This is a genomic window from Pseudomonas sp. VEM90 (assembly GCF_054611535.1).
On sequence record NZ_JBTRAR010000024.1, the window covers coordinates 94151 to 114484 of the forward strand.

The window sequence follows — 20334 nt, forward strand, 5'->3', positions numbered from 1 at the left end:
CTCGAGCGCGGTCGGGTTAACCCGGCCGCTGGTTTCATACAAATTGTTGTTCTGCGCTTACTGCCACAACTTCGTCCAGCGCCTGCGCCAAAGCCTGCAACCAACGTTCGTCCCGCGGGATCTGGAAGTGCCCGCAGGCGATGGTGTCGGCTGCCAGCCCTGGCTGCCCAAGTTGACGCGCCAGCAATTCACCATCCGCCTGGCGACCGGGCGTCCACCAGGCATGGACTGGCGCCTCGACTGGGTGACAGGCTGGCAGTTGACGCGACAGTCTCACCAGGCGCCGGGCCACGACGAACAGGTTTGCCAACTCTTCGGCACCCATGCCCAGGTAGCGTGATGCCTGTATCTGTGTGGCCGGCAAGGTATCAAGTAACATCTGGAACAGCCCGTTGAAGTCCTGATGCTCCTCCTCCTGTGCCAAGCCCGGTACTTGCCGCGACAGGCCAGGCGATAACAAGTCGAGAAAGTCCTCGAGATCGCCCTGCCAGTTATCCGCCAACATCGCCTCGGCGGTACCCGGCACAAAACCATCCACCAAGCCCAGAAACGCCACCTGCTCGCCCATGCCCTCAAGCTCGGCCGCCATCAGCGCCGCCAGGGTTGCCCCCAAAGACCACCCCAACAAATGATAGGGCCCCTGCGGCTGGCGTTCGCGTACCAGCGCCACATAGTCCTTGGCCATCATCTCGAGCGAGACGTCACGCCAGGCGTTGTCGAACAGCATTCGGCATGGGATGGCCAAGACCTTGCAACGGGAGTCCAAGCGCCGTGCCAGAGGCTCGTAATCGAATACGGTACCGAAGCCGGCATGTACGCAAACCAGCGTCGGTGCGCCGGGAGCATCGCTGTTGAGCGACAGCAACCCCGCCATCGGCGCATCGTCAGCCGTGAGCTCGGCGATCGTCGGTTTCTGTACCAGATCACGCAGTTTCAAGTTCAAGCCCAGTTTCTTCAGGGCTCGGCACCGAGCCACCACTTGCAGGCTGAGAATCGAATCACCGCCCAACTCATAGAAGTTGTCGGTCATGCCAACGCGCTCGATCTTCAACACCGTCTGCCAAACCTCTGCCAACGCGCGCTGCAGCTCGCTGCACGGCGCCACATACACGCGCTCGGCCACGACCTGGGGTACAGGCAATGCCTTGCGGTCGAGCTTGCCATTGGGCGACAGTGGCAAGCGTTCGAGCAGCATCAGGTGCGCCGGCACCATGTAGTCCGGCAGTACCTGCTTCAGAGCCTCACGCACGCGCTCGCAGAACCCGGCAACATCCAGCCCGGGCTCGGCCACCACATAAGCGGCCAGTTGCTTGCCCAATGTGCCGTCGTGGGTCACGACCACCGCTTCGGCTACACCAGGCTGATCGCAAAGACGCGCCTCGATCTCACCCAGTTCGATGCGGAAACCGCGAATCTTTACCTGATGATCGATACGGCCCAGATAATCGAACACCCCGTCGGCACGCTCACGCACCAGGTCGCCGGTGCGATACAGGCGCCCGCCCGGCACGAACGGATCGGCAATGAAACGCTCGGCACTCAGCCCCGGTCGGCCCAAATAGCCGCGGGCCACACCATGCCCCCCTAGGTACAATTCTCCGGCGATCCCCGCCGGCAGCGGGTTGAGGTCGGCATCCAGCACATGGGCGGTGCGCTGCCCCACCAATTCGCCGATCGGCGCGTAAGGGGCACCGCAGCCCTGCCCGGGGCCAGCGCGCCACAGCAGTGGTGTAACCACGGTCTCGGTCGGGCCGTAGCCGTTGAAGATCGCTTTCGGAGCCAGGGCCCGCTTGACGCGGTCGAAGCTGGCCTCCGGCACCGCGTCCCCCCCGAAACAGTAAATCCGCACAGCTGGAGGATTCCCTTCGCGTTCGGCGTGATCGGCCAAGTGCTGCAGGTATACCGGAGGGAAAGCCGCTACCGTCACGCCGTGCTGGTGCAACTGCTGGTAGGTTTGCTCCGGGGTCCACAGCGTATCGTCACGCACTACCAGACGCGCCCCCTGGGACAGGGCGGTGATCCAGCGCTCCTGGGCACCATCGAAGGCAAACGACATGAAGTGCAGCTCGCAATCGTCCGGTCCCATCTCATAAAGCTCGCCAATGGCACGGCAATGGGCTGCCAACGGGCCATGGGCCACTGCCACCCCCTTGGGCTGGCCGGTGGAGCCAGAGGTGTAAATGACGTAAGCCAGATTGCCCGGGTCGATAACAGTGGCGGGCGGCGCCGCGCTGAACCCATCGAGCATGCGCTCTTCAAGCAGCAACTTGCGCACACCTGTTGGAATTACCAGGCAAGGGTCGAAACCACCATCGCACAAAAGCAGTGTCATGCCTGAGTCGATCATCATGTAGGCTAGACGCTCCGCAGGATGGCTGATGTCCAGCGGAATGTAGCAACCACCTGCCTTGAGCACCGCCAGCATGGCTACCAACGTCTGCTCGCTGCGTGGCAACGCGATCCCGACCCGTACCTCCGGACCAACACCTTGTGCCACCAGGGCATTGGCCAGGCGGTTGGCCTGGCGATCCAGCTCGGCGAAACTGAGCTGGCGGCCGTCACTGATCACTGCCGGCTTGCCAGCCAGTTGCTGCGCTTGTGCAGCGATGCGCAGATGTACTGGCTGCCCCTGTTCCACTCGCGCTGGGTTACCCAGCCGTGCACGGGCTTCGCCACGCGGCAGGCCGATCTCGCCCAGGCAACGCTCGGCGCCCTGGCTCAGGGCGTCCAACAGCCCCTCCATGTCGATGCGTATCGCCTCGGCCACGGCATCGTCGAAAAACTCACGCAAATAGGCGTACTCGATGACCAGACCTTCCTCGAGGGTAACCATCAGGTCCATCGGCAAGTTGGTCAGGCCGGCACTGCTGCTCTGGCCGAAGCTCACCGCTTGCTCGCTCCAGCGTTGCAAGCTCTGTTCCACTGGGTGGTTCTCGAACACGATGATGGTATCGAACAGAGCCTGGCCAGGCTGTCCGGCCCAACGCTGCACATCGTTAAGCGGCGTGTATTCGAGCTCACGCAGCGCCAGGTTGTAATCCTGCAGCCCACGCAGCCAGTTGCCCACCTGGGCATGCGGCGTCACCTCGGCGACTACCGGCAAGGTATTGATGAAACAACCCAGCATGCGTTCGGCCTGTTCCAGGTTCACCGGGCGTCCCGCGACGGTGGCGCCGAACACCACCTGACGTTGACCGCTGTAACGGCTGAGCAGCAGCAACCAGGCGGCCTGAACCAGGGTATTGAGGGTCACCTGCTGCTCACGGGCAAAGGCCTTGAAGCACTCGGTGCGAGCAGCACCGAAGTGGCTGTAGATAGCCTTGAAGCCACTGCCGCCCTGACGTACCGGGTGGGCGTTGGCCAGGTAAGTAGGCGCCTCCAGCGCTCCCAACTGTTCGCGCCAGAACATTTCACTGGCTGCCGGGTCCTGGCGTTGCAACCAGGCAATGTAGTCTGCATAGGGAACCACCGGTTCAAGTGCCTGCCCGCTATACAGGGCCAACACCTCACCAAGCATTTGCGAAACACTCCAGCCATCGAGCAGGATGTGATGGTACGTCCAGATCAACTGATGGCTGTCCGGGCCGGTCCGTACCAGGGTCAGCCGCTGCAAGGGCGGTCGGTCCATGGAGAAGCCCAGGCGCCGGTCGACATCGGCCAGTGCCTCGATTTGCTCGACAGATGCCTGGCGCTGCGACCAGTCCAGTTCATGAACCGGCACGCTCAGCTCGTCCATCACGAACTGCACAGGTTCATCCAGCCCCTGCCAATAAAAGCCGGTACGTAGGGCGTCATGGCGCTGGCTCACCGCAATCCAGGCTGCCTTGAAACGCTCGGTGTCCAGGCCTTGGATCGGCAGCGACAGTTGGTTGACGTACAATCCTTCGACATCGAGGGACATCAGCAGCATGCCCTGCTGCATCGGCGACAGCCGGTACAGTCCGGTGACCCGTTGGTGATCGAGGTCCAGCGCTGCGACTTGCCGCTCATCCAGGCCATGCAGGGCCACCGGCGCCAATGTTGCCGGCGCAATCGGCGCGTCGCCCGCTGTGCCGGCTTCGATTAAACGTGCCAGCTGGCGTACGGTGCGCTGCTGGAAGATATCTTTTGGCGCAAGCGTGATACCGAGGGCACGGGCACGGCTGACCACCTGGATCGAGGTGATCGAATCACCGCCGAGCTCAAAGAAGTTGTCAGTGACGCTGACCTGCTCCAGGCCCAACACTGCTGCCCATATCTCGACAAGCGCACGTTCCATGGCCGTTTGCGCCAGGACGAATTCGCCGCCCATCATTTGCCCTGGGGCAGGAAGCGCCTTGCGGTCAAGCTTGCCATTGGGGCTCAGCGGCATCTGCGCCAGTAGCACCCACTGGGTCGGCAGCATGTATTCAGGCAAGTTGACGGCAAGATCACGGGCCAGACCCTGAGTGAATATCGCTTCATCAGCCTGCGTATCGGCGGCCACCACGTACCCTACCAAACGTGTACCGCGGGCCCCTTCGGCAGCCACCACCACAGCCTCTCGCACCGCGTCCAGCTCCATCAGCCGAGCTTCGATCTCCCCCAGCTCTATCCGCAAGCCGCGGATCTTCACTTGGTGGTCGATGCGCCCGGCGTACTCGATTACCCCGTCGACGCGCTGGCGGGCCAGGTCGCCGGTGCGGTACAGCCGCTCGCCAGCACCGAACGGGCTGGTGACGAAGCGCTCAGCGGTCAGCGCCGGGCGGCGGTGGTAACCGCGCGCCAGGCCTTCGCCACCCAGGTACAGCTCGCCGATCACCCCCAGCGGCGCCGGGTTCAGCTCGGCATCCAGCACGTAGGTCGCCAGGTTGGCGATCGGCTGGCCGATCGGCACCGTATCGGCGCCCTCCTCGCGGCAGGTCCAGTGGGTCACGTCGATCGCCGCCTCGGTCGGGCCGTACAGGTTGTACAGCCCGGCCTGCGGCAGCTTGGCGAACACCTGCTGCTGGGCATCCACCGGCAGTGCCTCGCCGCTGCAGACGATGCGCTTGAGGCCGCTGCAACTGGCCACCTGCGCATCCAGCACGAACGCCTGGAGCATCGACGGCACGAAGTGCAGCGTGGTGACGTCGTGCTGGTGGATCAGCTCCACCAGTCTTGCCGGGTCGCGGTGGTCGCCAGGGCCTGCAACTGCCAGGCGGGCGCCAGTCATCAGCGGCCAGAAGAACTCCCACACCGACACGTCGAAGCTGAACGGCGTTTTCTGCAGCACCGTGTCGCTGCCGTCCAGGCCATAGGCCTGCTGCATCCAGCACAGGCGGTTGGTCAGTGCGCTGTGGCGGTTGCCGGCGCCCTTGGGCTTGCCGGTGGAGCCCGAGGTGTAGATCACGTAGGCCAGGTTTTCCGGGGCCACGGCGATGTTCGGGTTATCAGTCGAGTAACCGCTCAGGTCCAGTTGATCCAGGGCCAGCACGGTCAGCCCTTCGGGCAGCGGCAACGTGAGGTGGCTCTGGGTCAGCAGCAACTCGATGCCGCTGTCCTCGAACAGGTAGCTCAGGCGCTCGGTCGGCAGTTCCGGGTCGAACGGCACATAAGCGCCGCCAGCTTTGAGGATGGCCAGCAGGCCGACCACCATTTCGAGACTGCGCTCGGCGGCAATGCCCACCAGCGCGTCCGGGCCTACACCGGCTGCGACCAGGCGGTTGGCCAGCTGGTTGGCGCGGGCATCGAGCTGGGCATAGCTCAGGCGTACAGTGCCGAACACCAGCGCCTCGGCGTCCGGGGTGCGCTGCACCTGGGCCTCGATCAGGCGCTGCACCGGAGTGCCCAGCGGGTACTCGGTGGCGGTGGCGTTGAAGCCGCAGATCGCTTGCACACGTTCCTGTTCCGAGAGGAGTTCAAGCTGCCACAACCGCTGGCTGGGCTCATCCAGCATGGATTGCAACAGCTGTTCCAGATGCCTCCCCACCCGTTCGATCATCGGCTGGGTGAAATCGGCCAGGTTGAAACTGTAGTGCAAGCTCATCGCCTGCCCCTGGTTCACCGACAACGTCAACGCATAGTTGGTCTGCTCGAAGTTGCTAACCGCGCCGAAACGCAAGGTTTCACCGGCACCCTGCTCAAGGGCTTCGGCAACCGGGTAGTTCTCGAACACCAGCAGGCTGTCGAACAGGGCCTCACCACCCTGCCCTGCCCAGCGCTGGATATCGTTGAGCGGTGTATGCTCCTGCTCGCGCAGCATCAGGTTAAGCGCCTGCACCTCGTGCAGCCATTGCACAACGGTCAGTTGGCCGTGTGGCTCGGCGATCACCGGCAAGGTGTTGATGAACAGGCCTATCTGTTGTTCGACCCCTTTCAGGTCCACCGGCCTACCCGATACCGTCGCGCCAAAGCATACCACCTGCTGCCCGCTGTACTGGCGCAGCAACAGTGACCAGGCCGCCTGGAGCAATGTGTTTACCGTTACCTTGTGCGCCCGGGCGAATGCCTCCAGGGCGCGGCTATGCTCAGCGTCGAACCACTGGTAATGGTTAGCATGCCCGCTGACGCCCCTGGCCGGCCTCGGCAATGCCTTGGCCAGGAGTGTAAGCTCCTCCAACCCCGCCAGGCGCGCACGCCAGAACTGCTCGGTGGCCTCGGCGTCCCGTTCCTGCAACCAGCCTATATAGTCCCGATACCGCCCATGACGCTCCGGTAGTGCCTGGCCGTTGTAACGCTGCAGCACTTCACCGAGCAACTGCGAGTTGCTCCAGCCATCAAGCAGGATGTGATGGTTGCTGTAAATCAGGTGATAGCTCTGATCGGCAATACGTACCAGCACCAAGCGCAACAGCGGTGCACAAGTCATGTCGAACGGCGTTGCGTACTCCACGCGCGCCAGCTCTTGCAGTTCGCGGTCCAGGTCGGTGCAACCGCGTCGGTCGAGCAAGGTGAATGGCACGGACGCCTGGCGGTGCACCAGTTGCAGCGGTTTCTCCAGTTGTCCTTGCCAGAGGAAACCTGTGCGCAGGATTTCATTGGCATCGAGGGCACCCTGCCAAGCCTGTCGGAAACGCTCGGGATCCAGGCCGTGGATGTCCAGGCGCATCTGGTTGACGTAGTCGCCCGCACCCTGCTCATACAAGCTGTGGAACAGCATGCCTTGCTGCATCGGTGACAACGGATAGAGGTCTTCCACCTGCCCGGCAGGCACCGGCAACCCATCCAGGGCGAGCTGGTCAAGGTTCGCCAACGGGAAGTCCGAAGGCGTCACGCCCTGGCAGGCGCAGCAGTGTTCGACCAGTGCCCGCAGCTCCGCGACATAGGCATCGGCCAAGGTCTGGATCGTGCGGTCATCGAACTGTTCACCGCTGAAGGTCCAGCCTAGGCTCAGCCTGCCATCGAAGACCTGACCGTTGATGCCCAGCACCTCGCTGAGCAGCGCCTGGTCGCTCTGTTCCTGGCCATGCGCCTCGCCACTGGGGCGCAGCAGCGCCTCGGCATCATCGAAGCTGCCATCGAATTGGCCCAGGTAGTTGAAGGTCACCTGCGCCAATGCCGGCGCTCGCAAAGCGGCCTGCACCGACGCATCGCCCAGGTAGCGCAACACCCCGTAACCCAGGCCTTTGCCCGGTACGGCTCGCAGTTGCTCCTTGATGGCCTTGAGCGAATCGCCCAAAGAGCTGGCCGGCGTCAGCAGCACCGGAAACAGGCTAGTGAACCAGCCCACGGTGCGAGTCAGGTCAATATCATCGAATAACCCCTCACGGCCGTGTCCCTCCAACTGAACCTGGATATGCGGCTGGCCGGTCCAGCGCGTCAATACACGCGCCAGTGCCGTCAAGAGCAGATCATTGACCTGGGTACGGTAGGCCACGGGGGATTCCTGTAACAAGCGTCGCGTACTGTCGCGATCCAGCTGGCAATGCACGGTGCGGGCATGACGTTGCTGACAGCCTCCATCGGGTCGGTCAAGCGGTAACGGCGCATTGCCCTTAGCCTGCTGCATTTGCCAGTAATCCAGTTCACCCAGCAACGCCACGCTTCGCGCATGATCATGCAGGCGTGTCGCCCATGCCTGTACCGAACTGGTGCGACCCGGCAAGCGGATCAACTGCCCGGTCAAAGCCTGACGGTAAGCGCTCTGCAGGTCATCGAACAGGATCCGCCACGAGACGCCGTCCACCGCCAGGTGGTGGATCACCAGCAGCAAACGCTGGCCGTGGCCGGCCACCTGGGCCAGTACCGCACGTAGCAACACCCCCTGCTCCAGATCGAGGCTGCGCTGCGCACGTCCGGCCAACTCATCGAGTTCCTGCAGGTCCTCCACATCGGCCTGCCAAAGCAGATCCCCCCGCTCTGGCTGCTCGCCAAAGCGACCGCGCCACTGGCCATTGCCAGCCTGCTCGAAACGCAGGCGCAGGGCATCATGCTGGGCCACAAGCGCCAGCAACGCGTCCTCCAGCGCAGCGGCCTGCAACGGGGCCTGAGGCTTGAGCAGCACTGATTGGTTCCAATGCGAGGGCTGTGGATGGGCACTCTCGAAGAACGCCTGCTGCACCGGCAGCAAGGCTGTTTCGCCACTGGCCGGGCGCTGGTCGATCACCTGCGCCTGGTCACCCTGTTGGGCCACGCTGGCCAGCCCCTGCACGGTCTGATGCTGGAACAACTGCTTCGGACTGAAATGGATGCCTGCCTGGCGAGCACGGCTGACCACCTGGATAGACACGATAGAGTCGCCGCCCAACTCGAAGAAGTTATCGCTCAGGCCCACGCGCTCAACCCGCAGTACATCCTGCCAGATCGCTGCGATGCGTTGCTCCAGCTCACTTCGCGGTACCTCATAGGTCTGTTGCAGCTGACTGGCATCAGGCACTGGCAGTGCCTTGCGATCCAGTTTGCCGTTGCGGGTCAGAGGGAGCTGCTCGAGGAACATCAGGTGGGCTGGCACCATGTAGTCCGGCAAGTCGCGCTTAAGCTCGCGCTTGAGCGCATCGCGCAACACGCCGTGCTCCTCGTCGACACTACCGTGAACCACGTAGGCAACCAGTTGCTGACCACTGGCCCCCGGCTGGGCCAACACAACGGCCTCGCGCACACCAGTACAGGCCAACAGGCGCGCCTCGATCTCGCCTAGCTCGATGCGCAACCCGCGGATCTTCACCTGATCGTCGCTACGGCCACGGTATTCGACAATGCCATCCGTACGCCGCCGCCCCAGGTCGGCAGAACGGTACAGGCGGCTACCAGGCACCGTCGAGAAGGGGTCGGGCACGAACTGCTGTGCCGTCAATGAAGGGCGATCAAGGTAGCCACGAGCCAACCCTTCACCACCAAGGTGGATCTCGCCGACATGCCCGTTGGGTATCAGGTTGAAGCTGTCGTCGAGAATCTGCACCGATCGCGCGCCAACCGCCAATCCGATCGGCGCAAAACCGGTGAAGGTGTCTGCCGCATCGAAGCGCCAGATCAATGGGCTGATGACCGCTTCGGTCGGCCCATAGGCGTTGAACAATTGCTCTGCACGCAATACCTGCAGCGCCTCCAGAGCCCGTCGGTCCCAGCCTTCGCCTCCCAGAATGCAGGCTCGCACCCGCAACGAAAGGCCTAACTCGCGCAGCGCTACGGCCTGCTGGAGCAGGTAGGCCGGTGGCAGGTCGAGTACGCTGATGCCGTAGTCGGTAACCGCCAGGCACAGGCGTTCGGGCGACCACTGCCCGACCTCCTCCATGACCACCCGCGCTCCCTGACACAGTGGCATGAACATCTGCTCCCAGGCTGCGTCGAAACTGGGCGAGGCGAACTGCAAGGTGCAGTCGCGCGAATCGATACCATACACCTGCGCAGCGGCCTGGCAGTGCATCGCCAACCCGCGGTGACTCACTGCCACACCCTTTGGCTGGCCAGTAGAGCCAGAGGTATAGATGACGTACGCCAGGCCATCGAGGCACAGGTCAAATTCGTTCCCCAGCCTTTCATCAGTGACCTGCAGGTCATCGACCAGCAGCGTATCGATGCCCTCGGTGACGGGCAGTTGCGCCAGCAGGCTGGTCTGGCTCAGCAGCAACATCAGGCCACTGTCTGCGATCATGTAGGCCAGGCGTTCATGCGGATAGCCACTGTCCAGCGGCACGAAAGCCGCACCGACCTTGAGCACCGCCAACGCCGCAACCAACAGCTGTGGGCCACGCTCCAGGGCGATGCCCACGCGAGCGTCGGGGCCGACGCCACGGGCCAGCAGGTCGGCCGCCAAACGGCAGGCCTGTCGCTCCAGCTCGCCATAGCTCAGCGTGGCATCCGCTGACAACACCGCAGGTTGCTCAGGATTGCGCCGCGCATGGTCAGCGATCATTGCCGGTACGCTGAGCACTTGCGCAACCTTGTTCGGTGCCGACTGCTGCAACGCCTGGCGTTCAGTGGCGCCGAGCATCGACAACTCACCAACTCGCTCACGTGGCGCAGCGACGATGGCCTGCAGCAGGTTGTGCCAATGCCCCGCCAGGCGTTCGATGGTAGAAGGCTCGAACAGGTCGGCCGCATAGTTGAAGGTCGCCGACAGCCCGTTCTCATGCTCGAAGGTATCGAGTGTAAGGTCGAACTGGGCTGTCAGGTTGTCGCGCTCAAGCCCTTCGACCTGTAGGCCCGGCAAAGCCAGGTTCGGCAAGCGGGTATCCCGCTGAGCCGAGCGCTGGTGGTTGAACATCACCTGGAACAGCGCATTGCGGCTAAGGGAGCGTTCCGGCTGCAGTGCGTCGACCAGTTGTTCGAACGGCAGATCCTGGTGTGCCTGGGCACCCAGTGTGGAGATACGAGCCTGGCGCAGTAAAGCGATGAAGTCCTGCTGCGGGTCGACCTGCCCGCGCAGCACCTGGGTATTGACGAAGAAGCCTACCGTACCCTCGGTCTCCACCCGGTTGCGGTTGGCCATGGGTACGCCGATGCGGATGTCGTGCTGGCCACTGTAGCGTTGCAACAACAGTTGCAACGCCGCCAGCAACACCATGAACAGGGTGGCACTTTCGCTTTGCGCCAAGCGCTGCAGGCCATGAAGCAAGGTGTTGTCCACTGTCAGGCGGTACTGGCCTCCACGGAAACTTTGCTCCATCGGCCGTGGATGATCGATGGGCAGCTCCAGCACCGGCTGCTCATGACCCAGGTAGTCGGTCCAGTAGGACAACTGGCGCTCCAGTTCGCCCGCCTCCATCCAGTGCCGCTGCCAGATGGCATAGTCGGCGTACTGGATTGCCAGCGGCGGCAAGGTCACCTGCTGGCCCTGCACGGCACCGGTATACAGCGTGATCAGTTCCTCGACCAGCACACGCAGCGAAACGCCATCACTGATGATGTGGTGCTGAGTCAGCATCAGCACACGATCATCGTCGGCCAGCTCCAGTACCGCCACCTGCATCAATGGCCCGGCCTGCAGGTCGAACAGCTGCCTGCCCTGAACATCGACAAACGCCTCGATACGCTCGGCACGTTCGGCCAGCGCGGCGTGAGCAGCCTGCACCTGTACCTTCAGTTGCAGTTGCGCATCAACCTGTTGGCGGGTCTGTTCATCCTCGGTAACGAAGCGCGTGCGCAAGCCCTCGTGCCGCACCACCAGCTGATTCAGGCAGTACTCGAGCAAGGCCACGTCGAACTCGCCGCGCAGACGCAAGGCTGCCGACAGGTTGTAGGCCGGGCTCTGTGGCTCCAGTTGCCAAAGAAACCACTGCCGTTGCTGGGCGTAGGACAACGGCAATGTCGCGAAATCCTGACGGACCTCGGGGATCGGCAGGTTTGCCGGCGATACTCCCTCCTCGAGCATTCTGGCCAGGAAGGCCTTGCGCTTTTCCAGCGGCAGGGTAATGAACCGCTTGGCGATCCGCACAGCTGCACCAGCGTCCATCACACTTCCTCCATTTCGTCGAACAGGCTCTCAAGCATGCTCAGTTTCGATGTATTCAATTGCTCACCGGAATCGGCCAGTTGCTCGGCGAAGGCGCCCAGCGTCGGAAATTGGAACAGTTGCTGCGGTGTCGGCTGCAGGCCGAGTTCGAGCTGAATGCGCGACACCACGTTGACCACCAGCAGCGAGTGCCCGCCCAGCTCGAAGAAGTTATCGGCCAGGCCAACCCGCTCCAGCTTGAGTACCTCCTGCCAGATTGTCGCGAGCTGTTGCTGCAGCGCGCTCTCAGGCGCCACATAGGCCTGCTGCAACTGGCTTGCATCCGGTTGCGGCAGTGCCCTGCGATCCAGCTTGCCGTTGCTGGTCAACGGCAGTTGGTCGATCAACAGCAGATGTGTAGGCACCATGTAGTCCGGCAGGTCGCGCTTTAGTGCCTGGCGCAGGCTGGCGGTATCTACCGACGCATCGCTGGCCACCACATAACCCACCAGTTGCTGGCCAGAAGGCCCTTGCTGGGCCAGCACTACCGCCTCGCGCACGCCATCGCAAGCCTGCAGGTGCGCTTCGATTTCACCCAGTTCGATACGGAAGCCGCGGATCTTCACCTGGTGATCGATGCGCCCGACATACTCCACTACGCCATCTCGCCGGTAGCGCGCCAGGTCACCAGTGCGATACAGCCGTCCGCCGTCAGCGCAGAAGGGATCGGGCACAAAGCGTGTAGCTGTCAGCTCGGCGCGGTTCAGATAGCCGCGGGCAAGGCCCGCGCGCCCAACGTAAAGTTCCCCCGTACAGCCCATTGGCACCGGGTTGAGGTCGGCATCCAGGAGGTACCACGACAAGTCGGCGATCGGCTCGCCGATCGGGCTGCTGGCTGCCAACTCCAGGTCAGCCAACACCAGCGGACGATAGGTGACATGCACCGTGGTTTCGGTGATGCCGTACATGTTCACCAGGCGTGGCGCGCTGTCACCGAAACGCTCGAACCACGGTCGCAAGCCTTTCACGTCCAGCGCCTCGCCGCCAAACACTAAGTGGCGCAAGGCCAGCTCCGGCACGCCTCGCTCTGGCGCGCAGGCCACCTGCATCAGTTGACGGAATGCTGATGGGGTCTGGTTCAACACCGTGACCCGCTCCTCGACCAGCAGTTCGAGGAATGCCTCCGGCGCGCGGCTGGTCTCGTGCGGCACAATCAGCAATCGCCCTCCGTACAGCAATGCGCCGAAGATCTCCCATACCGAAAAGTCGAATGCGTAGGAGTGGAACAATGTCCAGGTGTCCTGCGCGCCGAAATCGAACCAGTGCTCGGTGGCACTAAACAGGCGCAAGACGTTGGCGTGGGGGAGCAATACCCCCTTGGGCTTGCCGGTAGAGCCAGAGGTATAGATCACGTATGCCAGGTTATCAGCAGTGACCGTCACCTGTGGCGCGTATTCGGCATAACCTTGCAGCGACTCGCCCAGCGCCACCAGGGCGACCCCGGCAGGCACCGGCAACCCACCCACCAGCCCTGGCTCGGCCAACAGCAAGGCAATGCCGCTGTCCTCGATCATGTAGGCCAGACGCTCCTGCGGATACTGCGGGTCCAGCGGCACGTAGGCACCGCCAGCCTTGAGGATCGCCAGGATCGCCACCAGCATGTCCGGGCCTCGCTCACAGACAAGCCCCACCCGTACTTCCGGCACCACACCCAGCTCCACCAGGCGATGAGCAAGACGGTTGGCGCGGCACTCCAGCTCGCCATAAGTCACATGCAGCCCACCCGAGCTCAGCGCAACGGCCTGCGGGTTGCGCGCGGCCTGTTCGGCGATGCGGGCATGAAGGCTGCCTTGTGCCGGCCAGCTACGTGGGACTGGGTTCCAATCGTTCAGTGTGACGCGCTGCTCTGCGCTATCAATCAGTTTGAGTTCGTCCAGGCATGCCGACTCGCCAAGTGCACACATCTGAGCCAGTAGGTTAGTCAGATGCCGGTCAAGCTGCCCGATGGTCGCGGCATCGAAGCTGGCACGATCGTAGCTGTAGTGCAGCGCCAGGCAGTCGCCCAGCGCCACGGCCAAGGTCAGCGGATAATTGGTCTGCTCGCGGTTGCCGATTTCACCAAAACGCAAGCCTTGCGGCGAAGCCTCCTGCAAGGCCTCTGCCACTGGGTAGTTTTCGAATACCAGGATATTGTCGAACAGTGCTTCGCCACCTTGCCCAGCCCAGCGCTGGACCTCGAACAGCGGCGTATGCTCCTGCTCGCGCAGCGCCAGGTTCTGCGCCTGCAATGTCTGCAGCCAGTTGCCCAGGCTCTGTTGCGCTTGCGGCGTGGCGATCACCGGCAAGGTATTGATGAACAGACCGATCTGTCCTTCGACCCCCTTGAGCTCCGCGGGTCGCCCCGACACGGTGGCACCAAAGCACACGGTCGACTGACCGGTATAACGCTGCAATAGCAACAGCCATGCCGCCTGCAACACAGTGTTGACGGTGACCTTGGCACGTTTTGCCAGGTCGGTCAGCTGCCGGGTGGACGCTTGTTCCAGGCTGTGACGATGATCCTCATACCCCTGCTCAAGCAACGCGCCAGCCGAGCAGGCACGGGCCAACAGCGTGGGTTGCTCCAGCGCCTGGGCCTGGCCTTTCCAGAACTGCTCGCTCACATCCGCGTCCTGGGCCTGCAGCCACTGAATGTAGTCGCGGTATGGAGCCGGCTGGGTAGCAGGCTGCACGCCGCTGTAGCGGTGCAGTACTTCTCCGAGCAAGTGCGAGTTGCTCCAGCCGTCCATCAGCACATGGTGATTGGTGTAGATCAGGTGGTAGCCCTGAGCCGAGGTGCGTACCAGTACAAGACGCAACAGCGGCGGCTGACCAAGGTCGAAACCTTGTTGACGCTGCGCCAGCGCCAATGCCTCCAGCGCCGCCGGCAGGTCGTCGCGCTCGCGCCAGTCGTATTCGATGAACGGCAACACCGCCGCCTTGCTCACCCATTGCAACGGGGTCTGCAGCGCGCCCTGCCAGAGGAATCCGGTGCGCAGTACCGCATGGGCCTGCAGCGCGGCCGTCCAGGCCTGGCGGAAACGCTCCGGGTCCAGACCATCGACTTCGATGCGCATCTGATTGATGTAGTCACCAGCCTGCTGCTCATACAAGGTGTGGAACAACATGCCTTGCTGCATGGGAGCCAATGGGTAAAGGTCCTCCAGCTGCCCCGCGGGTAACGGCAAATCGTCCAGCTGGGTCTGACTGAGACCCGCCAGCGGGAAGTCCGACGGCGTCACACCCTGCACTCGAGGGTCGCAGCAATGGTCGACCAAGGCACGCAACTCGGCCACGAACGCGTCAGCCACCCCCTGAATGGTGGCACTGTCAAACTGCGCTTCACTGAATGTCCAGCCCAGGCTCAATTCGCCGCCGTATACCTGGCCATTGATCGCCAGCTGTTCCTCGAGCGGCGCCAGGGGGCTCTTCTCCAGGCCGCGTGGCTCGCCAGTCGGGCGCAGGAAGGCAGCCTGATCGTCAAAGCTGCCGTCAAACTGACCAAGGTAGTTGAACGTCACTTGCGGTTGGGGCATGCCGGACAACGCAGCCTGCGCCTGGGCATCGCCCAGGTAACGCAACACGCCATAACCCAGCCCTTTGTCAGGGATCGCACGCAGTTGTTCCTTGATCATCTTCAGCGAGTCGCCGAGGCCTTCGGCTGGGCTCAGGCTGACCGGGAATACACTGGTGAACCAACCGACGGTGCGGGTCAGGTCGACTGCCTCGAACAACTCCTCACGGCCATGTCCTTCCAGTTGCACCACAGCTGAAGGCGCGCCGGTCCAACGCACCAGGGCACGGGCCAGAGCGGTCAACAACAGGTCATTGACCTGGGTGCGGTAGGCTGCCGGCGCCTCCTGCAGCAAACGACGCGTGGTGTCGCGGTCAAGCTGGCAGTGCACGGTGCGAGCCGAATGTTGCGCGAGCCCACCTTGCGGGTAGTCCAGCGGCAAAGCGCTCTCAACGCCAGCCTGCTGGGCCAGCCAATAAGGCAGCTGCGCCTTGACCGCCGGGCTATCGGCATGCTCCAGCAATCGCTCAGCCCAGGCCTGCACCGACGAGGTACGGGCAGGAAGGGTCGGCGCCTGGCCAGCCAGGATCTGGGTATAGGCTTGCTGCAGGTCCTCGAACAGGACCCGCCACGATACACCATCGACCGCAAGGTGGTGGATCACCAGCAGCAAGCGCTGCTCGCCATTACCCAGCTCGACCAACACCGCGCGCAGTAGTGGACCAACAGCGATATCCAGGCTGCGCTGAGCGCGCTCAGCCAACGCTGGCAGCGCGTCCAGATCGGCCAGTTGCTCCTGCCTGAACACATCCGCCACATCGACGACAGACTGGAAGCTGGCAGTCCAGCCGTGGACGGCATGTACGAAGCGCAGGCGCAGGGCATCGTGATGGTTCAGCAAGGCTTTTAGCGCCCCCTGCAAAACCGCCGTCTCAAGGCGCTCGCGAGGTTTGAGCAGCACCGATTGGTTCCAGTGCGAAGGTTCGGCAATCGCGGCTTCGAAGAAGCGCTGTTGAATTGGCAGCAAGGCGCTGACACCACTCGCCGGCCGCTGATCGACCACACTGGCTTCGCTGCCCTGACGAGCGACACCGGCCAACCCCTGTACTGTCTGGTGCTGGAACAATTGCTTGGGAGTGAAGTGGATACCCGCCTGACGCGCCCGGCTGACCACCTGGATGGAGATGATCGAATCACCACCGAGCTCGAAGAAGTTGTCGGCAAGGCCTACTCGCTCAAGCTTGAGTACGTCCTGCCAGATCGCTGCTATCTGCTGCTCCAGTACCGTTTCCGGCTCCACATAGGCTTGCTGCAGCTCGCTCGCATCCGGCTGCGGCAACGCCTTACGGTCGAGCTTGCCGTTGCTGGTAAGCGGCAAATGCTCGATCAGCAGCAAATGGGCCGGCACCATGTAGTCGGGCAGGTCGCGCCTGAGCGCCTGGCGCAGGCCTTCCCGCAGGCCGGCTGCATCCTGCGCCGGCTCCTGTGCCACCACGTAGCCCACCAACTGCTGGCCGGAAGGCCCTGGCTGCGCCAATACCACCGCCTGGCGCACGCCAACGCAGGCTTGCAAGCGCGCCTCAATCTCACCCAACTCGATACGGAAGCCGCGGATCTTCACCTGATGGTCGATTCGCCCGATGTACTCGATCACGCCGTCCTGACGGTAACGCGCCAGATCACCGGTGCGGTACAAGCGCGCACCCGATTCACCGAACGGGTCCGGCACGAAACGTACGGCGCTCAGATCGGGGCGGTTCAGGTAACCCCGGGCCAGGCCCGCACGACCAACGAACAACTCACCGATACAGCCCTTGGGCACCGGATTCAAGTCGCCGTCGAGCAGATACCAGGACAGGTCGGCGATCGGTTCGCCGATCGGGCTGCTGGCGGCCAGTTCGAGGTCGGCCAACGACAACGGACGGTAGGTCACATGCACCGTGGTTTCGGTGATGCCGTACATGTTCACCAGGCGTGGCGCACTGTCACCGAAACACTCGAACCATGGCCGTAGCGCCTTCACTTCCAACGCCTCGCCACCGAACACCACGTGCCGCAAGGCCAGTTCCGGCTTGGCCATGCTCGGGTCGCAGGCCACCTGCATCAGCTGGCGGAAGGCTGAAGGCGTCTGGTTCAGCACCGTAACCCGCTGCTCGACCAACAGCTCGAGGAACGCCTGCGGCGAGCGGCTGGTTTCATGGGGCACGATCACCAGCCGCCCGCCGTACAGCAGCGCACCGAAGATCTCCCACACCGAGAAGTCGAAGGCATAGGAGTGGAACAGCGTCCACACATCATCACTGGCAAAGCCGAACCAATGCTCAGTAGCGGCGAACAGGCGCAGCACGTTACGGTGCGCCAACAATGTGCCCTTGGGATTGCCGGTGGAGCCCGAGGTATAGATGACATAGGCCAGGTTGTCCGGCGTCACCGCCACCTCGGGCGCATGCTGCGGATAAGCGTCCAGCGGCTCGGCCAGCGACAGCAGGACCAACCCCGGCGGTACCGGCAGGCGCCCGATCAACTGCGGGTCGGCCAGCAACAGGGCGATGCCGCTGTCCTCGATCATGTAGGCCAGCCGCTCGTCCGGGTATTGCGGATCCAGCGGCACATAGGCGCCACCGGCTTTGAGGATGGCGAGAATGGCCACCAGCATCGGCACGCCGCGCTCGCAGGCCAGGCCCACCCGAACCTCGGGCGCGACACCCTGCCCGATCAACCGGTGGGCCAGACGGTTGGCCTGGCATTCCAGCTGCGCGTAGGTCAGCGCCTGCCCTTCCCAGCTCAGTGCCACCGCGTCGGGTGCCCGCGCTGCTTGGGCGGCAATCCGCTGGTGCAGGCTGTCATCAATGGCCCAGCCGCGCGGCGCCGGGTTCCATTCGGCGATGGCCCGGCCTATGGCTGCCGGGGCCTGCATCGGCAGCTCACCGATGCGCTGTTGCGGCTGCGCGACGATGCCTTCCAGCAGGTTGCGCCAGTGCTCGCCCATGGCCGCGATGGTCGCAGGCTCGAACAGGTCAAGGGCATAACTGAGGGACGCACTGAGCCCCTCGGGGGACTCATGGGTATCCAGGGTCAGGTCGAACTGCGCAGTGGTGCGCGGCAACGCCAGGGCCTCCACATTCAAACCACGCAGTTGCCCGGTGGCGCGCTCACGGTCCTCGCTCTGGTGGTTGAACATCACCTGGAACAACGGAGCCTGGCCCAGGTTGCGCTCGAGCTGCAACGCATCGACCAGTTGCTCGAACGGCAGATCCTGATGACCCTGGGCCTGCTGCACCGCTTCCTTGACCTGCTGCAACAGCGTGGCGAACGGCATGCCGCTGTCGATATCGGCCTTGAGTACCTGGGTGTTGACGAAAAAGCCGATCAGGCGCTGGATCTCGGCACGCCCGCGGTTGGCCACCGGCACGCCGACACGGATGTCAGCCTGGCCGCTGTAGCGATGCAACAACACCTGGAAGCTGGCCAGCAACAAGCTGAACAGGGTGACGCCTTGCGCCCTGGCCAGCCCGCGCAACCCGGCCACCAGCTCGAGCGGCAGTTCAACGGCCTCACGCGCGCCGCGAAAACTCTGCTCTTGCGGACGTGCATGGTCCAGCGGCAACTCCAGCACCGGCTGGCTGCCACCCAGGCGCTCGGTCCAGTACGCCAGTTGACGCTCGCGCTCGCCGGCCTCCATCCACTGACGCTGCCAGGCGGCATAGTCGGCATATTGCACCGGCAGCGCCGGCAACTGAGGCAGCTGGCCCTGACTGAAGGCGCCATAGCCGCTCACCAGCTCGTCGACCATCACCTGCATCGACCAACCGTCCGAAACGATATGGTGCTGGGTCAGCACCAGTACATGGTCTTCACTGGCAATCTTGAGCAGGCGCGCCCGCAACAACGGCCCGGCCTGCAGGTCGAACAGCTCCTGGGTCAGGGCCAGCGCCCGCTGCTGCAGACGGGCCTGCAGGGTTTCGGGGGGGCCGGCACTGAAGTCTTCCTGGACAATCGGTAGCGTCGTCGCGGGATGAATGACCTGCAGAGGCCCCTGCTCGGTAGATTCGAAGGTGGTGCGCAAGGACTCGTGGCGCTCCAACAGCGCATCGAAGCTGCGCTGCAAGGCCACCACGTCCAGCGCCCCACGCAACCTCAGCGCGGTCGGCACATGGTAGGCCGTGCTGTCCGGCTTGAGCTGCCAGAGAAACCACTGTCGCTCCTGCGCGAAGGAAAGGCGTGCCGGTTCACTGGAGTCTCGCCTGAACACTGGCGCAATGCTGAACAGATCGATCCCTTTCTGTTTCAGCATGATCGCCAAAGCCTTGCGTTCCTTTGGCGACAGCTCCCCTACCGCTCCGATCAACTCTTGCACACCCTTACCCTCGTCAAGAAATTAGCTGTTCCAGCTCATCTCCTGTTAAACGTTTGAGGGCCTCCAGAGATTTAGCCAATTCATCCTGCACCGGCGCATGGGCCTGCTGCGCGGCCTGGATCACGTCGCAGAAGCTGCGCAAGTCAGTGGCCGCGAACACCGACTTGAGCGCAATATCCACCTGCAACTGCTCACGTACCTGGGCGATGAGTTGGGTAGCCAACAGCGAATGGCCACCCAGGGCGAAGAAATCGTCATCCAGCCCGACCGCTTCGCACTGCAGGATATCCGCCCAGATGGTCGCCACCTGGCACTCAAGCTCGGTTTGCGGGGCACGGAAGGTACGCATCGCCAGCAGCGCATCGACACCCGGCAATGCCCGGCGCTCTAGCTTGCCATTGGGGCTCAGCGGCATCTGCGCCAGGCACAGCAGGTGCATCGGCACCATGTACTCCGGCAGCACCCGGCGCAGTGCGCTCTGCAGTTGTTCGCGCAGGGCCTGCTCATCGGTGCCTGCCTCGCTCGGTACCACATAGCCCACCAGTTGCAGGCTGCCGGCCAGCTCCACCGCCAGCACCACCGCCTCGCGCACTTCGGGCTGCTCCATCAGCCGTG

At 63.4% G+C, this 20334-nt stretch carries 3 protein-coding genes; all 3 read right to left on the reverse strand.

Features of this window, described 5'->3' with window-relative positions; all coding sequences use genetic code 11:
- Positions 1-34: 34 nt before the first annotated feature.
- Positions 35-11830 (reverse strand): amino acid adenylation domain-containing protein, encoded by an 11796-nt coding sequence (locus ACYCCG_RS21160; RefSeq protein ID WP_459671655.1) that lies wholly within the window; start codon positions 11828-11830, stop codon positions 35-37.
- Positions 11830-19719: an amino acid adenylation domain-containing protein gene (locus ACYCCG_RS21165; protein WP_459671657.1), complete on the reverse strand. Its 7890-nt coding sequence runs from the start codon at positions 19717-19719 to the stop codon at positions 11830-11832. The genes ACYCCG_RS21160 and ACYCCG_RS21165 overlap by 1 nt, the downstream gene beginning before the upstream one ends.
- A gap of 13 nt (positions 19720-19732) precedes the next feature.
- Positions 19733-20334 (reverse strand): phosphopantetheine-binding protein (locus ACYCCG_RS21170; protein WP_459671658.1); only part of this gene is annotated, 602 nt, incomplete at its 5' end.